The sequence below is a fragment of the Arthrobacter sp. 01T419 genome (assembly GCF_056398865.1).
The window spans coordinates 180,622-197,196 of record NZ_JBFTQF010000003.1; the positions used below are offsets into that span (position 1 = coordinate 180,622).

Annotated in this window: 17 protein-coding genes; 13 read left to right on the forward strand and 4 right to left on the reverse strand. The window is 62.9% G+C overall.

Going from position 1 to position 16,575, the window contains the following annotated elements:
- Positions 1 to 57 precede the first annotated feature (57 nt).
- From rpsF to AC1DLO_RS06850, 7 genes are all read left to right on the forward strand, one after another.
- A complete protein-coding gene (rpsF, locus tag AC1DLO_RS06820; protein WP_028267876.1) occupies positions 58 to 363 on the forward strand; it encodes a 30S ribosomal protein S6 in 306 nt (101 codons plus the stop codon).
- A 55-nt stretch (positions 364 to 418) separates the two neighbouring features.
- Positions 419 to 991, forward strand: coding sequence for a single-stranded DNA-binding protein (locus AC1DLO_RS06825; protein WP_184739924.1), 573 nt, complete (start codon positions 419 to 421; stop codon positions 989 to 991).
- Between the two features lie 124 nt (positions 992 to 1,115).
- Positions 1,116 to 1,355, forward strand: a complete 240-nt coding sequence (gene rpsR, locus AC1DLO_RS06830) for a 30S ribosomal protein S18 (RefSeq protein WP_003800144.1) — start codon at positions 1,116 to 1,118, stop codon at positions 1,353 to 1,355.
- Between the two features lie 17 nt (positions 1,356 to 1,372).
- Complete coding sequence (gene rplI / locus AC1DLO_RS06835; RefSeq protein ID WP_059388834.1) at positions 1,373 to 1,825, forward strand: 50S ribosomal protein L9; 453 nt, start codon at positions 1,373 to 1,375, stop codon at positions 1,823 to 1,825.
- Positions 1,826 to 2,005: 180 nt separating this feature from the next.
- Positions 2,006 to 2,842 (forward strand): PhzF family phenazine biosynthesis protein, encoded by an 837-nt coding sequence (locus tag AC1DLO_RS06840; protein ID WP_476889077.1) that lies wholly within the window; start codon positions 2,006 to 2,008, stop codon positions 2,840 to 2,842.
- Positions 2,843 to 2,941: 99 nt separating this feature from the next.
- A complete protein-coding gene (locus AC1DLO_RS06845) occupies positions 2,942 to 3,568 on the forward strand; it encodes an FMN reductase (protein ID WP_476888918.1) in 627 nt (208 codons plus the stop codon).
- Positions 3,569 to 3,749: 181 nt separating this feature from the next.
- On the forward strand, positions 3,750 to 4,109 hold the full coding sequence (locus AC1DLO_RS06850) for a TFIIB-type zinc ribbon-containing protein (protein WP_184739932.1): 360 nt from the start codon (positions 3,750 to 3,752) through the stop codon (positions 4,107 to 4,109).
- Between the two features lie 54 nt (positions 4,110 to 4,163).
- Here the strand turns inward: AC1DLO_RS06850 and AC1DLO_RS06855 are convergent, their stop codons facing one another.
- Positions 4,164 to 4,739 (reverse strand): hypothetical protein, encoded by a 576-nt coding sequence (locus AC1DLO_RS06855; protein ID WP_476888919.1) that lies wholly within the window; start codon positions 4,737 to 4,739, stop codon positions 4,164 to 4,166.
- A 3-nt stretch (positions 4,740 to 4,742) separates the two neighbouring features.
- Positions 4,743 to 5,222 (reverse strand): hypothetical protein, encoded by a 480-nt coding sequence (locus AC1DLO_RS06860; RefSeq protein ID WP_476888920.1) that lies wholly within the window; start codon positions 5,220 to 5,222, stop codon positions 4,743 to 4,745.
- Positions 5,223 to 5,845: 623 nt separating this feature from the next.
- On the opposite strand from AC1DLO_RS06860, the gene dnaB reads away from it, so the two are divergent.
- Positions 5,846 to 7,225, forward strand: coding sequence for a replicative DNA helicase (gene dnaB / locus AC1DLO_RS06865; RefSeq protein WP_184739940.1), 1,380 nt, complete (start codon positions 5,846 to 5,848; stop codon positions 7,223 to 7,225).
- A gap of 52 nt (positions 7,226 to 7,277) precedes the next feature.
- Here dnaB and AC1DLO_RS06870 read toward each other — a convergent pair whose 3' ends face one another.
- Together AC1DLO_RS06870 and AC1DLO_RS06875 are read right to left on the reverse strand one after the other, a co-directional pair.
- Positions 7,278 to 8,756, reverse strand: coding sequence for a gamma-aminobutyraldehyde dehydrogenase (locus AC1DLO_RS06870; RefSeq protein WP_476888921.1), 1,479 nt, complete (start codon positions 8,754 to 8,756; stop codon positions 7,278 to 7,280).
- A 92-nt stretch (positions 8,757 to 8,848) separates the two neighbouring features.
- Positions 8,849 to 9,541: a TetR/AcrR family transcriptional regulator gene (locus tag AC1DLO_RS06875; RefSeq protein WP_476888922.1), complete on the reverse strand. Its 693-nt coding sequence runs from the start codon at positions 9,539 to 9,541 to the stop codon at positions 8,849 to 8,851.
- Positions 9,542 to 9,709: 168 nt separating this feature from the next.
- On the opposite strand from AC1DLO_RS06875, the gene AC1DLO_RS06880 reads away from it, so the two are divergent.
- The 5 genes from AC1DLO_RS06880 to AC1DLO_RS06900 are packed head-to-tail and all read left to right on the forward strand — an operon-like array spanning position 9,710 to position 16,538.
- On the forward strand, positions 9,710 to 11,374 hold the full coding sequence (locus AC1DLO_RS06880) for an amidohydrolase (RefSeq protein WP_476888923.1): 1,665 nt from the start codon (positions 9,710 to 9,712) through the stop codon (positions 11,372 to 11,374).
- Between the two features lie 37 nt (positions 11,375 to 11,411).
- Positions 11,412 to 13,061: an ABC transporter substrate-binding protein gene (locus AC1DLO_RS06885; protein WP_476888924.1), complete on the forward strand. Its 1,650-nt coding sequence runs from the start codon at positions 11,412 to 11,414 to the stop codon at positions 13,059 to 13,061.
- A gap of 2 nt (positions 13,062 to 13,063) precedes the next feature.
- Entirely contained in the window at positions 13,064 to 14,083 is a 1,020-nt protein-coding gene (locus tag AC1DLO_RS06890; protein ID WP_476888925.1) for an ABC transporter permease, read from the forward strand.
- On the forward strand, positions 14,080 to 14,937 hold the full coding sequence (locus AC1DLO_RS06895; RefSeq protein WP_476888926.1) for an ABC transporter permease: 858 nt from the start codon (positions 14,080 to 14,082) through the stop codon (positions 14,935 to 14,937). The genes AC1DLO_RS06890 and AC1DLO_RS06895 overlap by 4 nt, the downstream gene beginning before the upstream one ends.
- The gene (locus AC1DLO_RS06900) at positions 14,934 to 16,538 is read left to right on the forward strand and encodes a dipeptide ABC transporter ATP-binding protein (protein WP_476888927.1); all 1,605 of its coding nucleotides are present in this window, start codon (positions 14,934 to 14,936) and stop codon (positions 16,536 to 16,538) included. The genes AC1DLO_RS06895 and AC1DLO_RS06900 overlap by 4 nt, the downstream gene beginning before the upstream one ends.
- Positions 16,539 to 16,575 lie beyond the last annotated feature (37 nt).

Sequence of the window (16,575 nt, forward strand, 5' to 3'; positions counted from 1 at the left end):
GAACCTCCTGTTACGGAAATGCCGTAACCGCTTAGCCCAAAGGAGGTGGGTTCACATATGCGTCCTTACGAATTGATGGTAATCATCGACCCCGAGGTCGAAGAGCGTACCGTAGAGCCGTCGCTTCAGAAGTTCCTCAATGTCATCACCACCGATGGTGGAACCATCGAAAAGGTTGACATCTGGGGCCGCCGTCGCCTCGCTTACGACATCAAGAAGAAGTCCGAAGGTATCTACGCCGTGGTGAACTTCACCGCCAAGCCGGAAACCGCCAAGGAACTTGACCGCCAGCTGAGTCTCAACGAGACGATCATGCGTACCAAGATCACCCGCCCCGAAGAGCAGAAGGTCGTTGCTGAGTAATTTCAGCTCCCGGCTTTCATTCTTTACCCCGCAGGAACGAACAAGGAGGCAGTAGATGGCAGGCGAAACCACTATTACGGTCATCGGTAATCTCACCAATGACCCCGAACTGCGGTTCACACCGTCAGGCTCGGCGGTAGCGAACTTCACCATCGCTTCTACTCCCCGGACCTTCGACCGCCAGTCCAATGAGTGGAAGGACGGGGAAACCCTGTTCCTCCGCGCATCGGTATGGCGCGAAGCAGCTGAAAACGTCGCCGAATCCCTGACCAAGGGCATGCGCGTGATCGTTTCCGGACGCCTGAAGAGCCGTTCCTACGAAACCAAGGAAGGCGAGAAGCGCACCGTTATCGAGCTCGAAGTCGATGAAATCGGCCCGAGCCTGCGTTACGCCAACGCCAAGGTCAACCGCACCCAGCGCTCCGGCGCTCAGGGTGGCCAGGGTGGCTTCGGTGGCGGCAACAACAGCGGTGGCTTCGGAGGCGGCGCTGGTGCAAACCAAGGCGGCAACTCCGGTGGAACATGGGGCGGCGGCCAGTCCGCACCGCAGGAAGACCCTTGGGCTACCCCGGGCGTCAGCAACGCGGGCGGATGGGGCAACGGCCCGGATTCCGAACCTCCCTTCTAAACATTCATAAAAGTTCGACGCCGGACCCCGCCGAAGTGCCGCGAGGCACGCGGGCGGAAACCGCCGTCGAGCACCACCATCCCGTGGATCCATTCCACGGGCTCCACAGAAAAGGAGCTCCACGATGGCTAAGGCTGAACTCCGTAAGCCCAAACCAAAGTCCAACCCCTTGAAGGCCGCTGACATCACTGTCATCGACTACAAGGACGTAGCATTGCTGCGCAAGTTCATCTCCGACCGCGGAAAGATCCGCGCCCGTCGCGTCACTGGCGTCACGGTGCAGGAACAGCGCAAAATCGCCCAGGCAATCAAGAACGCCCGCGAAGTTGCTCTGCTGCCTTACTCCGGCGCTGGCCGCGGCTAAGGAAGGGATTAACTAACATGGCAAAGCTCATTCTGACCCACGAAGTAACCGGTCTCGGTGCTGCTGGCGATGTTGTCGAGGTCAAGGACGGTTACGCACGTAACTTCCTGCTGCCCCGCGGCTTCGCTCTGACCTGGACCAAGGGTGGCGAGAAGCAGGTTGAGTCCATCAAGGCTGCCCGCGCTGCTCGTGCCCACGCTTCGGTTGAAGCTGCACAGGCCCAGGCTTCTGCGCTTTCTTCCAAGAAGGTCAAGCTCGTAGTGAAGGCCGGCGAGTCCGGTCGTCTCTTCGGCACCGTCAAGCCGGCCGATGTCGCTGCTGCAGTTGAGGCCGCTGGCCTTGGCTCCATCGACAAGCGCAACGTTGAACTGCCGAACCACATCAAGTCCCTTGGTTCGTACCAAGCCAACGTCCGCCTGCACGAGGACGTTTCTGCTGTGATCGACCTTGAGGTCGTTGCAGGAAAGTAAGCTCTGACGTAGCTCGAAGGACCCCCGTCCCCGGTTTCCGGAGGCGGGGGTCTTTTGCGTTGCGCGGGGTTTCGGGGGCGCGAACTGGCAGCAGATGCCCTCTGCGGGCCACATTGAGGGCATTAGCTGCCTGTTCGCGCTAGGTGGACTTGATAACCTGCAGCGGTGAACCTCGAACCCATGCGCACCAGGCCCTTCTCCCAGGTGGACGTCTTCACCGACATGCCCTACCGTGGCAATCCGCTCGCCGTCGTCGTCGACGCCGAAGGGCTCACTGCGGAACAGATGCAGCACTTCGCCAACTGGACCAATCTGTCGGAGACCACCTTCCTGCTCCCGCCGCGCGATCCCGCGGCCGACTACCGCGTCCGGATTTTCACCGGCAGCGAGGAATTCCCCTTCGCCGGGCATCCGACGCTCGGCTCGGCGCGCGCGTGGCTTGAGGCCGGCGGAGTGCCGAAACAAGCCGGGGTCCTGGTGCAGGAGTGCGGCGCAGGTTTGGTCAAGGTAAAGCACGACGGCGGCCGCCTCGCCTTTGCGGCGCCACCGCTGACCCGTTTCGGTCCCGTGGACGAGGCAACCTTGGAACAGTTAGCCGCTGGACTTCGGCTGCCCCGAACCGCGCTCTTGGATGCCTCGTGGCTGGTCAATGGTCCGCAATGGATCGGTGTGCTACTCGAATCGGGCGAGCAGGTCCTTGGGCTTGAGCCGGACCTTGCGGCATTGGGGGATCTGAAGGTTGGTGTGATCGGTCCCCATGAACCGGGCGCCGGCGTCGACTTCGAAGTCCGGACGTTCATTCCGGGGGACGCCATGGTGGAGGATCCCGTGACAGGCAGTTTCAATGCCGGGGCCGCCCAGTGGCTGATGGGGAGCGGGCGGGCGCCGGAGCAGTATGTCGCGGCACAGGGCACCGTCCTGGGCCGGGCAGGGCGCATTCACGTCAAGCAGCAGGACGGCGATGTCTGGGTCGGCGGGAACACCGTGACCTGCATCCAGGGAACCGTGCGGCTGTAGCGGGGAATAAAAGGCGCGAGACCGCAGTTTGGGAGTATAGATGCAAACGCATGTACTCTGGTTTGAAGCCATCGAACCGCCGAGCAACAGGAGATCGCCATGGAAACCCGCCGCATAACCGTCCTTTCCGCCGGGCTCGGCGTACCGTCGTCGAGCAGGCTCCTTGCAGACCAGCTCGCCGCGTCGGCGAAACGCCAGCTGGGCGACGCCGGGTACGAGGCACGGGTGGACGTTATCGAACTCAGGGACCTGGCCGTGGATATCGCCAACAACTTCGTGACCGGCTATGCAGCCCCGCGCCTCGCAGAGGTGATCGCCGGCGTCGAGGATTCCGATGGCATCATCGCCGTCACGCCCGTCTTCAGCGCCTCCTACAGTGGGCTGTTCAAGTCCTTCATTGACGTCCTGGACCCGAAGTCCCTCGACGGCAAGGCTGTTCTCCTCGGTGCCACGGGCGGTACCGATCGGCACCAGATGGTTCTCGACTACGCCATGCGTCCGCTGTTCACCTATCTGCGCACCAGGATGACCCAGACGTCCGTTTTCGCCGGCCCCCAGGATTGGGGAAACACCGACGACGGTGCCTCGCCGCTGTCGGTCCGCGTGGACCGGGCGGCAGGCGAGCTGACCCAGCTCCTGAGTGGCAAGCAGCCTCACCGGAAGGTGGAGGCGATGGAGTCCCTGCCTTTTGAACAGCTCCTCGCCGGGATCACAGCCGGACGCTAGGCGAGGATTCACGGAGCCGGTTCGTCAGGTGGCGGTTCGTCAGGTGGCGGGTCGCCAGGTGGCCGGTTCGCCACGGGGCGAGCCGGCCGGACTTTTCCGCCGAGACTTTCGCCACCCGAACTTTCGCCACCCGAACTTTCGCCACCCGAACTTTTCCGGCAGCCGGCTCGTTGACCCGAACATGAAGTGTCCTGTGGATTCAAATGACCTGGTAATGAGTGAGCGCAGCGGCGTGGAGATCGACTACTGCCCGCAATGCAGGGGAGTGTGGTTGGACCGCGGCGAGCTCGACAAGATTATTGACCGCGCTTCCGGCGGATTCGGCGCCGCGTCCGTTGTGCCGCCGGCTCCAGTTCCGGGGCCTACGCCGCCGCCTCTGTACGGCACGCCGGCGTACGACTCCCCGGACCCCCGCTACGGCCGGAATGACGGGCCGCGCCGTGACGAGCGGAACTACGGCAATCAAGGCTTTAACCGCGACTATGACCGCCGGCCGCCCAAGAAGAAGGAAGGCTGGCTGGGGGACTTGTTCGACTTCTAGGACCGGAGTTCTAGGACCTCGGGCCATCCGGCTGTTGGTGCTAGTGGGTTGGCGCTAGTCGTCCAGCAGCTCGATGAACTCGAGCGCCTGCTTCATGCTGATGTCGGAATGTTTAGTCAGGGCCAACGCCGCAGCTTCGACGTCGCCGCTTTTGGCCAGGGTACGGATCCGTCCGTAGATTTCGTCGTTGAGCATGTTGCTGCTTACTTCGCGCGTGACGTCGCCCTTGCTGGCGATCGCCCGGTAACGGTACGGAAAGCGCTCCGGCTCGTCGTCGTCGGGCAGGAGGTCCTGTGGGGCGGGCTCCGGCTTGCGGAAGGGCTGCGGATGCGCCGCCAGCGCGCCGACGGCGTTACGGGAGGCGCGCAGGCCCTCTCCCGTGGCGCTGAGGTATAGCTTGATGGCGGCCATGGCCTGGCCCTGGGCGATCAGGGAATACAGCAGTCGGTGTTGGTCTTCGCTCAGCTTCGCCGCAGCTTCGCGCGCCAGCTCCACGGGGTCCGCGGCCGCCTTGCGCGCAGCCACATTGCCGCGACGATCTGCTGCGCGGCGGGAAAGCACCCGGCTGATCAGCAGTACGCCGACGGCGACGGCCGCCAGGATCAAGACCGGAACGAGTAGGGATTCCATGCACTAAAGCCGATCTATGTAGTTCTTGGCGGTCAACAAGTCCGAATGAGTTTCGTGGCGGAGAAGCTTGATGGCCTGGATCTTCTGTCCGCTGCGGACCATGCCCTGCAATTGCAACGCAAACTGTGGGTTCAACTGCCCGTTGGGCAGGATGGGGCCGTTGTAGCCAGCTTGGCCGACCCCAGGGCTGGCTCCGACTTGCGCCTTCAGTGCCGCCCGCGATTGGGTGTCCTGCTGAGACTGTTGCTGTGCATTCTGGCTAGGCCTTGTGGAAGCATCGATGCGTGCCCTTGCCGCCGTCGCCGCCTGTACCTGGGCGGCTTGGTGGGCTGCCGAACGGGCGGCCAACTCCCGTTGATAGCGTTCGGCGTCGGACAACCCTGTGTCGCGCGGCTTGAACGCCGCCGTGACGGCCCAGATCACCGCCACAAGGATGACAACGGGCATTGCGACCAGCAGTACATCCCCAACAGTGAAACCCATACCTAGAGCTTATGTCAGAACGCAGTTATCCACAGCACATTCCTGTTTGGGCATAGCTTCTGAGAGCCGGCTGTCAAATTTTGGAAGGGATTGTGGGGGTCATCACATTTTTGGCATATTTATCCGGCTTTGGGCCGTTTGATTGGAGTCCGTGGTGTGGATTGAGCGAATCGGCCTGTGGATGAGCGGTGGATCAAAATACTTTTGATCCACATGGCTTGGAGAATGTTTTCCCAGCTCAGGGGCTAATTTCCGCAAAAAGAATTTCTCTTTCCACAGGGTCATGCACAGACTGTGCACAAGTAGGGGTATGTTTTCAACACTTTATCCACAAGCCCGGCTTGGTGCCTCGGAAAAGCAGGGCTAACGTGGCTGAGTACCTGCTTTAGGTACTTGGAAAACCTTTGTTTCTCGTGTGCGGTGCCATGGCGCCGTCGGTAACCAGCGCGCCCGCGGCAGGTCTGTGGAAAAGCTGTGGAAAGCGGGGAATCCCAAATTGTCGGTGCTCCGCGAAAGAGTCGGACCAGCCGGCACACCGGGCGGCCGGGCCAACCCACACCGGGGCATTGACCCACCGAACCGCCGGGAACAGTTATTTGCCGCGGTACACAATGGAGGACGGCTTGTCAGTTACGCACTTGGATTCGATCGAGGGCGGCCGGACATCGGACGCCAGCCGCAAACCTCCGCAGGACATCCCCGCCGAACAGTCGGTTCTCGGCGGCATGATGCTCTCCAAGGACGCCATCGCGGACGTCGTGGAGATTGTCCGCGGGCATGACTTCTACCGTCCTGCGCACGAAACCATCTATGAGTCCATCATCGACCTCTACGGCCGTGGCGAACCCGCTGACGCTGTCACGGTGTCCGATGAGCTCACGAAGCGCGGCGAGATCAACAGGATTGGCGGTCCCGCCTACCTGCACGAGCTCATCCAGACCGTGCCCACGGCGGCCAACGCCGGTTACTACGCCGAAATCGTGGCGGAACGCGCCGTGTTGCGCCGTCTCGTCAATGCCGGCACCAAGATTGTCCAGATGGGCTATGGCCAGGACGGTGAGGTGGAAGACCTCGTCAACCAGGCCCAGGCCGAGATCTATGCCGTGGCCGAACGCCGTACCGCGGAGGACTACGTGGCGCTCAAGGACGTCATGGAATCCACCGTGGACGAGATCGAGGCATCAGGCCACCGCGGAGAGGGCATGACGGGTGTCCCTACCGGGTTCTACGAACTTGATGAGCTCACCCATGGCCTCCACCCGGGCCAGATGATCGTCATCGCCGCGCGCCCCGCCGTCGGTAAGTCCACGTTCGCGCTGGACTTCGCCCGTTCCGCTGCCATCAAGAACAACCTCGCCACCGTGATGTTCTCCCTGGAAATGGGCCGGAACGAAATCGCGATGCGCCTGCTGTCCGCTGAGGCCACCATTGGCCTTCAGGACCTCCGCAAGGGCACGATCAAGGACGAACAGTGGTCCAAGATCGCCACCACCATGGGCCGTATGAACGACGCACCGCTTTTCATTGACGACAGCCCCAATATGTCCCTCATGGAAATCAGGGCCAAGTGCCGCCGTTTGAAGCAGCAGCACGACCTCAAACTGGTGATCCTCGACTACCTCCAGCTCATGAGCTCCGGCAAGAAGGTGGAGTCCCGCCAGCAGGAAGTCTCCGAATTCTCGCGTGCCCTCAAGCTGCTGGCCAAGGAACTCCAGGTTCCGGTCATCGCGCTCTCCCAGCTGAACCGTGGATCCGAACAGCGCCAGGACAAGCGGCCCATGGTCTCGGACCTCCGCGAATCGGGCTCCATCGAGCAGGACGCCGATATGGTCATTCTGCTTCACCGCGAAGACGTCTACGACAAGGAATCCCCCCGCGCCGGCGAGGCTGACATCCTCATCGCCAAGCACCGTAACGGCCCCACCAAGGACATTGTGGTTGCCTTCCAGGGCCATTACTCGCGCTTCGCGAACATGGCCGGCGAGACCGGCGGCGGGTTCTAAGATCCGGCCGACGTCGCACAGGCGGTGGCTGAGGACGCACCGGCTCCATTCTTCAGCGAAGCTGGAAAATGGACCGGTGCCAGTCCTTTTCGACGTTCCCGCTTAGTTCGAACATGACGTGTTTGACCTGGGTGTACTCCTCGAAGGAGTAGGCAGACATGTCCTTGCCGAACCCGGACTGCTTGAAGCCGCCATGGGGCATTTCGGAGATGATGGGGATGTGGTCGTTGACCCACACGCAGCCGGCATTGATTTCGCGGGTTGCCCGCAGGGCCTTGCGCACATTGCTGGTCCAGGCGGAGGCGGCCAGCCCGTAGACGGTGTCGTTCGCGAGACGGATGGCCTCGTCGTCGTCGTCGAAGGGCAACACCACCAGAACGGGGCCGAACACTTCGTCCTTGACGATCTCGCTGTCCGCAGCGGCGTCGGTGATGAGGGTGGGCGGGTAAAAGGCGCCTCGCGCCAGGACACCTTCGGTGGGAATTTCGCCGCCGACGAGCACCTTCGCGTATCCGCGCGCGCGCTCAACCATTCCGGCCACGTGATCGCGGTGCTTGAAGGAGACCAAGGAACCAAGGTCCGCGCCGTCGTCGTCCTGCGACCCTAGGCGGATGTCCTGGAATCGCTTCGCGAGCTTGTCCACGAATTCCGGGTAGACCGAACGGTGCACAATTGCCCGGGTCGCGGCCGTGCAGTCCTGGCCCGAGTTGATCAAGCTCCCGGCGACCGCGCCGTGCACTGCGGCCTCCACGTCCGCGTCCTCGAAGACCACGAAGGGCGCTTTGCCGCCGAGCTCGAGATGAACGCGTTTGGCGTTGACGGCCGCGGCTTCCAGCACGGTGCGGCCGATCGCGGTGGAGCCCGTAAAGGAGACCATGTCAACGCCTTCGTGACGCATCAGCGCCGCGCCCACTTCGGGTCCGGTGCCGACGAGGACGTTGACGACGCCGTCGGGCAGCCCTGCGTCGCTGAGAGCCTGAGCGAACATCACCGAAGTGAGTGGCGTGATCTCGGCCGGTTTGAGGATGATCGCGTTGCCTGCCGCGATGGCGGGAAGAATTTTCCATGCAGCCATCTGGAGTGGATAGTTCCAGGGGGCGATTGAGCCCACCACTCCGAGGGGTTCGCGTCGAATGCTGGAGGTATGCTCGGGCGAATATTCGGCCGTTGCCTTGCCTTCAAGGTGCCGCGCGGCGCCTGCGAAGAACTCGACATTGTCGATGGTCCCAGGGACATCGAAATTCCGGGTCAAGCGGAGGGGTTTGCCGGTCTGGCTGCTTTCCACTTGGGCGAATTCTTCGGCCCGTTCCGTCAGGATCGCCGCGAAACGGTGCAGTATCGCGGAGCGTTCGCCGGGTGTCGTGCGGGCCCATGGGGCGAAGGCCGTGCGGGCTGCCGCCACAGCGCGGTCGACGTCGTCTGCGCTGGCAAGGTCCACGGTGGCCACAACCTCGCCGGTGGCGGGGTTGAGGACATCGTGCGTCCGGCCGGAAGTGCCCTGCTGGGCGCGGCCGTTGATGAATTGGTACATGATGCTCCCCCGGGGGATAGGTGGGTGGTTGATGGCGCGGCGAAGCTCGTGACGCGGTTCCCTGCCCGATCCCCTCTTCGCTGGGTTTCCGGCTACCGGGCGCCCTCGCGCTCAGCGGAATCGAGAATGGCACTGAGGCCCGCAGAGAATACGTTGAGGCCGTCAAGGCTGAGTAGCCGGTGGCGGTGTTCTTCGATCAGCGGGAAGCCGCTTACCGATGCGACCGCAATCGCTTGGAGCCAGGGCTCGTGGCCGTCTGAGTTAGGTTTGGCGAGCACTTCCTGGGCAATTCCGGAACCGTGTCCCAGGGTGTAGCTCTCCAGCGCTCCGTAATAGTGCACGAGCCGGTCCCCGGACAGGCCTGCATCTCTCAGGCAGCCAAGGACGAATTCGATGGTGTGGAGTTCGCCCTGGCCGAAGGTGTCCGTGGCAAAGGCGTCGCAGCCAATCGACGGGTATTTGATGAAGATTTCGACTAGGGAGTTGAAGTATCGCTCAAGGCGTGGCCGCCAGTCCAAGGGCGCGTTCCCCGTAGTTGCTTCTGCAAGCGCCATGGAGAAGAGCCTGTCGAGCGCCGCGCGCAGGATCGCGTCCCGGTTGCGGAAGTGGCGGTACATTGCGGTGGGGTCCACGCCGAGTGCGTCACCGAGGCTTTTGAACGTGAAACGGGACTGGGGTTCGTCCCGAGCAAGTTCCAACACGGCGTCGATGATTGTGTCTGCATCGAGCCGCGCGCGTTTGTCAGTGAGTTGTTCCTCGCCTCGATCGGGCCGGGACTGCGCCACGTATCACCGCCTCTCTGTAGTTCCCTGTCTTGGGATCCCCACGGTACACGAGTCTCGGCCCTCAAAGTCAAAGTGATTGTCATTGCCGTTGTCAATGGCATTGACATTTCCATCACCCTCCACATAGTGTGACGCGGGGCACAATCAATCATTCAGGGAAGGGAACCGATGACCAGCGCCGAGACGATTTTTGAGAACGGGTGGATATACACCGGTGAGGACGAGCGTCCTGTCCGAACCAACGTGGCAGTTGCGGACGGCCGCGTACTTGCTCTAGGGGACAGTGCGGAGGTATCCGCGCTGGCCACCGGCGCCACGAATCGCGTGGACCTGAACGGGCGTCTGCTCATTCCTGGTTTTCAGGATGCCCACATCCACCCCATCATGGCCGGGGTCGAACACCTGCAATGCGACCTCACCGAGACGACCTCTGCCGAGGATGCCGCGGCTGTGGTGCGCCGCTACGCCGAGTCCCATCCCGACGAGCCGTGGATCCTTGGCGCGGGCTGGTCGATGGACTGCTTCCCGGGCGGGACGCCCACCCGGCAAATGCTGGACGCAGTGGTCGCCGATCGCCCCGTGTTTGTCCATAACCGAGACCATCACGGAGCCTGGGCCAATACAAAGGCCTTCGAATTGGCGGGGATCGCAGCGGAGACCCCGGACCCCGGGAGCGGCCGTATCGAACGCGAGGCCGACGGCTACCCTGCCGGAACCGTCCACGAGGGCGCCATGGAGCTGTTTGACCACGTGCGCCCGGGGACCTCCCCGGAACTGGCGTACGAAGGATTGCTCTGGGCACAGGAACTCATGCTCTCCTACGGCATTACGGCATGGCAGGACGCCTGGGTGGGCGTATCCTCCAACGGGTCTGCCGATACCTTGGAGACCTATGCCCAGGCGTTCGACGCCGGGGACCTCAAGGTTCGTGTCCGTGCAGCCCAGTGGTGGGATCGTTCAGCCGGCCGGGGACAGCTCGAAGAAATCCTGGCGCGTCGCGATCGTGTTGCCGACGCCTTCGATCCACTGCGTTTGTCCGCGGCGACGGTAAAAGTCATGGTGGACGGTGTGGCGGAGAACTACACGGCTGCCATGCACGCTCCGTACCGGGACAGCCACGGACACCACACGGACAACCACGGCATCGAGTTCTTCGACCCTGCAGTGTTGCGGGAGTTCGTCACGGACCTCGACGCCAACGGTATCCAGGTCCACTTCCATGCGTTGGGGGATCGCGCCGTCACGGACGCGCTCGACGCCGTTGAGCAGGCACGCTCCACCAATGGACCCAGCGATAATCGCCATCATCTTGCCCACCTTCAGGTGGTCCGCGAGGCGGATGTGCCGCGCTTCGCGGCCCTTGGGGCGACAGCCAACCTCCAAGCCCTTTGGGCGTGCCACGAAGAACAACTCGATGAGCTGACCCTGCCCTTCCTGGATGCCGATGCCGAGGAGCGGCATTACCCCTTCGGTGAGCTCGCAGCGGCCGGTGCACACCTGGCCGCGGGAAGCGATTGGGCGGTCTCTTCGCCCAACCCCGTCCTGGCGATCCACGTTGCTGTGAACAGGGTGGAGCCAGGCGGCGCGCTGCCACCGCTCGGCCCGGAACAACACAAACTCTCGCTCAAGCAGATCCTGGATGCCTATACCCAGGGCACAGCGTGGATCAACCACCTGGACACGGACACCGGCATCATCCGCCCTGGAGCCCTTGCTGACCTGGCGATCCTTGACCGTAACCTCTTCGACATCCCTGTGGAGGAACTGCACACGGCTCGCGTAGACGAAACCTGGATTGCCGGCGAGCGGGTCTTTGCCCGGGCAGATTCCTAAGCCCGAGATGACTTTCATGATCCGAGGAGGGAAGCGCATGACCCCCACACGCACACGGCGTCGACGGCTGGTCGCCGTCGTCGCCGGTTGCTCGGCGATTGGCCTCATGCTGAGCGGTTGCGGTGCGACGGAGGCCGGCAACGACGCCGGCGCCGCCAAATTCACCCTCAGCACTTCAACGCCCAAACCGAGCAAGGACATCGACAAGTTCAGCTGGGCGCTTTACGCCGAGCCGTTTTCGCTCGATTACGCTTACGCGTTCGACTACCCGGACAACCAGGTCCTGGCAAACATGTGTGAATCGCTCTTCCGTTGGAACCCGGACCTGAGTTCTTCCCCGGGATTGGCAACCAAATTTGAACACCCCGATGACTTGACCTGGGTGTACACGATCCGGCAAGGCGTCCACTTCCACGACGGCAGCCTCATGACTGCCGACGACGTCGTGGCCTCACTCAAGCGACATGTCGATGACAAGGTTGGATCCTTCTGGGTTTCAGCCTTTGCACGGGTGGCAGACATCCGGAAGACCGGGGACTACGAGGTCACTATCACCACCAGCGTCCCGGATTACAGCTTGAACTCCGCCCTCGTGGGGGCTCCCGGCGTGGTGGAATCGGCCAAGACGCTCACCAAGGACGGAAAGGACTACGGAAACGCCGCCACGGGGGTGAATTGCACGGGCCCTTTCCAATTTGACCATTGGGACGCCGGGGAGAGCATCACGCTCAAGCGCTTCGACGACTACTGGGATCCGAACCTCAAGCCCAAGGCGAAGGAGATGACCTTTAAGATCCTCCCCGACGCCAACGCGCGCGTGAACGCTTTGCAGACGGGTGAGATCGATGGCAGTTGGGGGGTTCCCCCCAACGCGCTGGACGTCCTCAAAGCCAATACCGACGCCGGTAACGTCTACTTTGGCAATAGCACCTCCGTGACGAGCCTCATCACATCGAATTTCAAAGGCGTCTTCGGCGATGTCCGGGTTCGCAAAGCCCTCATGATGGCCATCAACCGTGACGCGCTCGTTCAGGCTGCGGCGCAGGGCTACGGGAAGAAGACCGATGCGCTCACCACCAGGAACGTGTGGGTGGATGCCCAGCCTTCCACGGTCAATTCGGCCTTTGAATCGCTAGAGAAGCAGGACTACAACCTTGACGAAGCCAGGCGCCTCATCAAGGAAGCAGGCGCTACCGGCAAGAAGTTCGTCTACGCCACGGCGCCCATAAGCGCGGCCTCGGACATTACATCCCGCGCCGTCGCTTCGGCTGCCGAACAAATCGGCCTGGTGCCGGAGATTCAGACCATGTCCAATAGCAAGTACACGACGCTCTTCTCCGACCCGGCGGCCCGCAAGGGGATCGATCTCTTTGAGACGTCTTGGTACCTCTCCAGCGCGGACCCGACTGAAATGTACTCAGTGCTGCGCACCGGCGAATTCAGCAATTACGGTGGCTGGTCCAACGCGGACTTCGACCAGCTCGTGAACAACGCGATCGGCACCAAGAGCGTCGACGAGCGGGACCGGCTCACGGCCCAAGCTGCGAAGATCGCCAGCCAAGATGTGGTTTGGTCTCCGCTCTACGAGAATGTCACCTCGCTGTGGCTCGGCAAGCGCATCACGGGCGCGGCTCCGTCGATCAACTACATGTACTACCCGTGGGCAGCAACGATTGGAGGCCGGTAGCCATGGCCGTGACCGAACTTGGGGCACCGTCCGCCCCACCGACGCCCGAAATCAAAAAGGGCCCGGCAACGTCCCTGATCGTCCTTGCGCTCCGCAAGCTGGGGACCCTGTTGATCACGCTGTTCTTCGCCTCATTGGTCGTGTTCTTCTCGCGTTTTGTCTTACCGGGCGATCCTGCCCGTTTCCTCCTGCGCGGGCGGAGCCCGAAGCCCGAAGCCCTCGTCGAAATCACAAAGCAGTTCGGCCTGGACAGACCGCCGATTGAGCAGTACCTCACGTGGGTTGGAGGCATCCTGCACGGCGACTGGGGCCGCTCCTTGACCTACCGCCAGAGCGTGAGCGACGTGCTCCTCAATCGACTGCCCGTGACCTTGGAACTGGCGGCCCTGGCCGCCGTCTTCATCACCGTCCTGGGCCTCGTTGCCGGCATTCTCGCGAGCTTGAACAAGGGCGGGTGGGACCGCTTCATCCTCATCACGGTCACGGCCGCCGGTGCCATACCGCCGTTCGTTGCCGCGATTGCCCTCACCGCCCTCTTCGCGGTCCAGTTGGGGTGGTTCCCGTCCTTCGGCAGTGGTGATGAAGGACTGGGCCGGCTCTGGCACTTGACGCTCCCGGCCCTGGCCCTGGGATTGACATTCATTGCGTTCATGGCGCGGGTGACGCGTTCCTCGATGAACGAACAGCTCACCCGTGAGCACGTCGAGGTGGCCACCAGCCGCGGCCTTAACCGCAGTTCCGTGGTGTTCCGGCACGTGCTCCGCAACGCCCTCGGCCCCATCCTGACCGTGAGTGGTGTCCTGATCGCCGGCCTTCTGGTCTCGAGCGCCATCGTGGAGCAGACGTTCGGACTGGCCGGGATCGGCCAGCTCCTTGTCCAGTCAATCGACCGGCTCGACTTCGCGGTGGTTCAGGCGATCGTCATGATCGTTGTCACGGCATTTGTCCTGGCCAATACGATCGTTGACCTCATTCAACCCCTCATTGATCCGCGCATCGCCGCAGGAACGGAGTCCCGATGACTCTCACAGGAACGATCCCCCTTCTGAGGACCCGGGGCTATGGAAGCCTCCTCTCGGGGACGGGTTGGTTGGCAGCGGCGGTGACGCTCGTCGTCGTACTGCTCTCCGTCCTCGCCCCGGTCCTGGCCCCATACGATCCAGACTTCGTTGATCTCTCCAGCGTGCTGGGCGCACCAAGCGGCGCTCACTGGCTTGGCACCGACGCCTTGGGCCGGGACCTGTTCAGCCGCCTCATGTACGGGGGGCGCACTTCGCTTATGGGCCCGTTGATTGTGGTGGTGGCGTCTACGGCCCTGGGCCTGCTACTGGGCTTGGCAACCGGATGGACCGATGGCTGGATGAGCCGGATCCTGAACCGCATTTTCGACCTGCTCTTCGCTTTCCCCGCGCTGCTGCTCTCCATGCTGGCCATTGCGATTTTCGGCAAAGGCCTTATGGCGCCCATTCTGGCGATGACCATCAGTTATGTACCCTACGTGGCGCGTTTGACGCAGCAGCTAGTGGTCGCAGAACGGGCCCGGCCCTATGTCCAGGCCTACCGGGTCCTGGGCTTCCGAACTCCTTGGGTGGTGCTGGGGCGCGTCATGCCAAACTTGGTCCCCACCATTGGCGCCCAGTCCACGCTCAACTTCGGCTATGTGCTCGCCGACCTTGCGGCGCTGTCCTTCATCGGCCTCGGCATCCAGCCGCCCACCTCGGACTGGGGCGCCATGATCGAGGAAGCACGGGGCGCCCTGCTCGGCGGCCATGTACTCCCGGGCCTGCTTCCTGCGCTCGTCGTCGTTCTTATTGTGGTGTCCATCAACGTCATCGGTGAGGAACTCTCCGACCGGATTGGAGGCAAGCTTTCATGAGCAAGCTCCTTGAAATTGAACAGTTCACGCTGCACTACCCAGGGCGCGGGGCGCTCTTGAGCGACGTTTCGCTGCACGTGGACGACGGCGAGGCCGTCGCCCTGGTGGGAGAGTCTGGTTCGGGGAAGTCGCTCACTACCCGGGCGGCGCTGGGCCTTTTCCCCGAGTTCTCCCAGCTCTCCGGTTCGGTGAAGGTACGAGGCCTGGACACGACGAGTGCCCCTGCAGCCAAGTTACTGGAACTGCGCCGCAACCACGCCTCGATGATCTTCCAGGACCCGCGCGCCGGCATCAACCCGGTACGCACGGTGGGGGATTTCCTCACCGAGACGCTGGTGAGATGGCGTGGCTTGAGCCGCGAAGAAGCATACGCTCGGGCCGTCACGCAGCTGGACCAGGTGGGTCTGCGGCGGACCAAGGATCTGATGCGGCAGTACCCCCACCAGCTATCCGGCGGCATGCTGCAACGTGTCATGATTGCGGGGGCGCTGCTCGATTCGCCCGAATTGCTTTTGTGCGACGAGCCAACCACGGCCTTGGATGTCACCACCCAGGCCGGGATCGTCGAGTTGCTACGCGAGCAGCAACAGGCACGAGGTATGGGCATGCTGTTCATCACGCACGACCTGAACCTCGCTGCCTCACTCTGCGACCGGGTCTACGTGTTGCGCAAGGGCGAAGTCGTCGAGCATGGCGGGGCACGCGAGGTCTTCATGAGTCCCCGCGCGGACTACACGCGGCAGCTGGTCGGCGCCACGCCGCGCATCGAAATAGACAAGGTCCCGGCGGCGCCTGCCGCCGATGGCACCGTGCCGCTGCTGGCGGTAAAGAGCCTCTGTAAGCGCTACGAGTTGCCCAGCGGGGAAGAACTGACTGCCCTGAAGGACGCCACGTTTAGCCTTGCCCCTGGCGGCTCGCTAGGGGTCGTGGGTGAGTCAGGTTCAGGCAAATCGACATTGGCGCGGATGATTGTTGCGCTCGAGACGGCCGACGAGGGCGAACTCGCGATCAACGGCCGCGTCCGTGCGCCACGTCCTCTCCGGGCGGCTGAGCGCAAGCTCCTGGCCAAGGACGTGCAGATCGTCTTCCAGGATCCCTACCTGTCCCTGGACCCTCGGATCGTCGTGGGTAAGGCTGTTGCGGACGTTTTCCGCCTGCACCAGGGACAGAGGCGGGCAGAGGCGGTGAAGAGTGCCGAGAAGCTCCTCGAACGGGTGGGCATCGGCCCTGAGCGTTTCGACTCTAAACCGCGGGCCCTTTCGGGCGGACAGCGGCAGCGTGTAGCGATTGCCAAGGCCCTCGCTGCGCGGCCCAAGCTGCTGGTTCTGGACGAGGCCACCAGTGCCCTGGATGTTTCAGTCCAGGCGCAAGTGTTGGAGCTGGTGGAGGAACTGCGTGAGCAGTTGGGCCTGACCCTCCTTTTCGTGACCCACGATCTTGCGGTGGTTTCGAGGCTGTGTGCGGAACTTCTTGTGCTGCAGCACGGCCAGATCGTGGAGCAGGGGTCTACCTCGAGGATCTTGTCGGCTCCCACCAACGACTACACCCGGACGCTCATTGACTCAAGGCCGCGGGCGCTCTGGGAAGAGCAACTCGCTTAGGTCCGGCATCCACGCCCGGCCCCCGCGCCACCAACCC

Bases quoted from the DNA above. Each gene is read 5' to 3' on its own strand.
- AC1DLO_RS06855 (WP_476888919.1), bottom strand. From the start codon at position 4,739: ATGGAATCCCTACTCGTTCCGGTCTTGATCCTGGCGGCCGTCGCCGTC.
- AC1DLO_RS06870 (WP_476888921.1), bottom strand. From the start codon at position 8,756: ATGTACCAATTCATCAACGGCCGCGCCCAGCAGGGCACTTCCGGCCGG.
- AC1DLO_RS06840 (WP_476889077.1), top strand. From the start codon at position 2,006: ATGCGCACCAGGCCCTTCTCCCAGGTGGACGTCTTCACCGACATGCCC.
- rplI (WP_059388834.1), top strand. From the start codon at position 1,373: ATGGCAAAGCTCATTCTGACCCACGAAGTAACCGGTCTCGGTGCTGCT.
- AC1DLO_RS06900 (WP_476888927.1), top strand. From the start codon at position 14,934: ATGAGCAAGCTCCTTGAAATTGAACAGTTCACGCTGCACTACCCAGGG.
- AC1DLO_RS06860 (WP_476888920.1), bottom strand. From the start codon at position 5,222: ATGGGTTTCACTGTTGGGGATGTACTGCTGGTCGCAATGCCCGTTGTC.
- rpsR (WP_003800144.1), top strand. From the start codon at position 1,116: ATGGCTAAGGCTGAACTCCGTAAGCCCAAACCAAAGTCCAACCCCTTG.
- AC1DLO_RS06845 (WP_476888918.1), top strand. From the start codon at position 2,942: ATGGAAACCCGCCGCATAACCGTCCTTTCCGCCGGGCTCGGCGTACCG.
- AC1DLO_RS06890 (WP_476888925.1), top strand. From the start codon at position 13,064: ATGGCCGTGACCGAACTTGGGGCACCGTCCGCCCCACCGACGCCCGAA.
- AC1DLO_RS06895 (WP_476888926.1), top strand. From the start codon at position 14,080: ATGACTCTCACAGGAACGATCCCCCTTCTGAGGACCCGGGGCTATGGA.
- rpsF (WP_028267876.1), top strand. From the start codon at position 58: ATGCGTCCTTACGAATTGATGGTAATCATCGACCCCGAGGTCGAAGAG.
- AC1DLO_RS06880 (WP_476888923.1), top strand. From the start codon at position 9,710: ATGACCAGCGCCGAGACGATTTTTGAGAACGGGTGGATATACACCGGT.
- AC1DLO_RS06850 (WP_184739932.1), top strand. From the start codon at position 3,750: ATGAAGTGTCCTGTGGATTCAAATGACCTGGTAATGAGTGAGCGCAGC.
- AC1DLO_RS06825 (WP_184739924.1), top strand. From the start codon at position 419: ATGGCAGGCGAAACCACTATTACGGTCATCGGTAATCTCACCAATGAC.
- AC1DLO_RS06885 (WP_476888924.1), top strand. From the start codon at position 11,412: ATGACCCCCACACGCACACGGCGTCGACGGCTGGTCGCCGTCGTCGCC.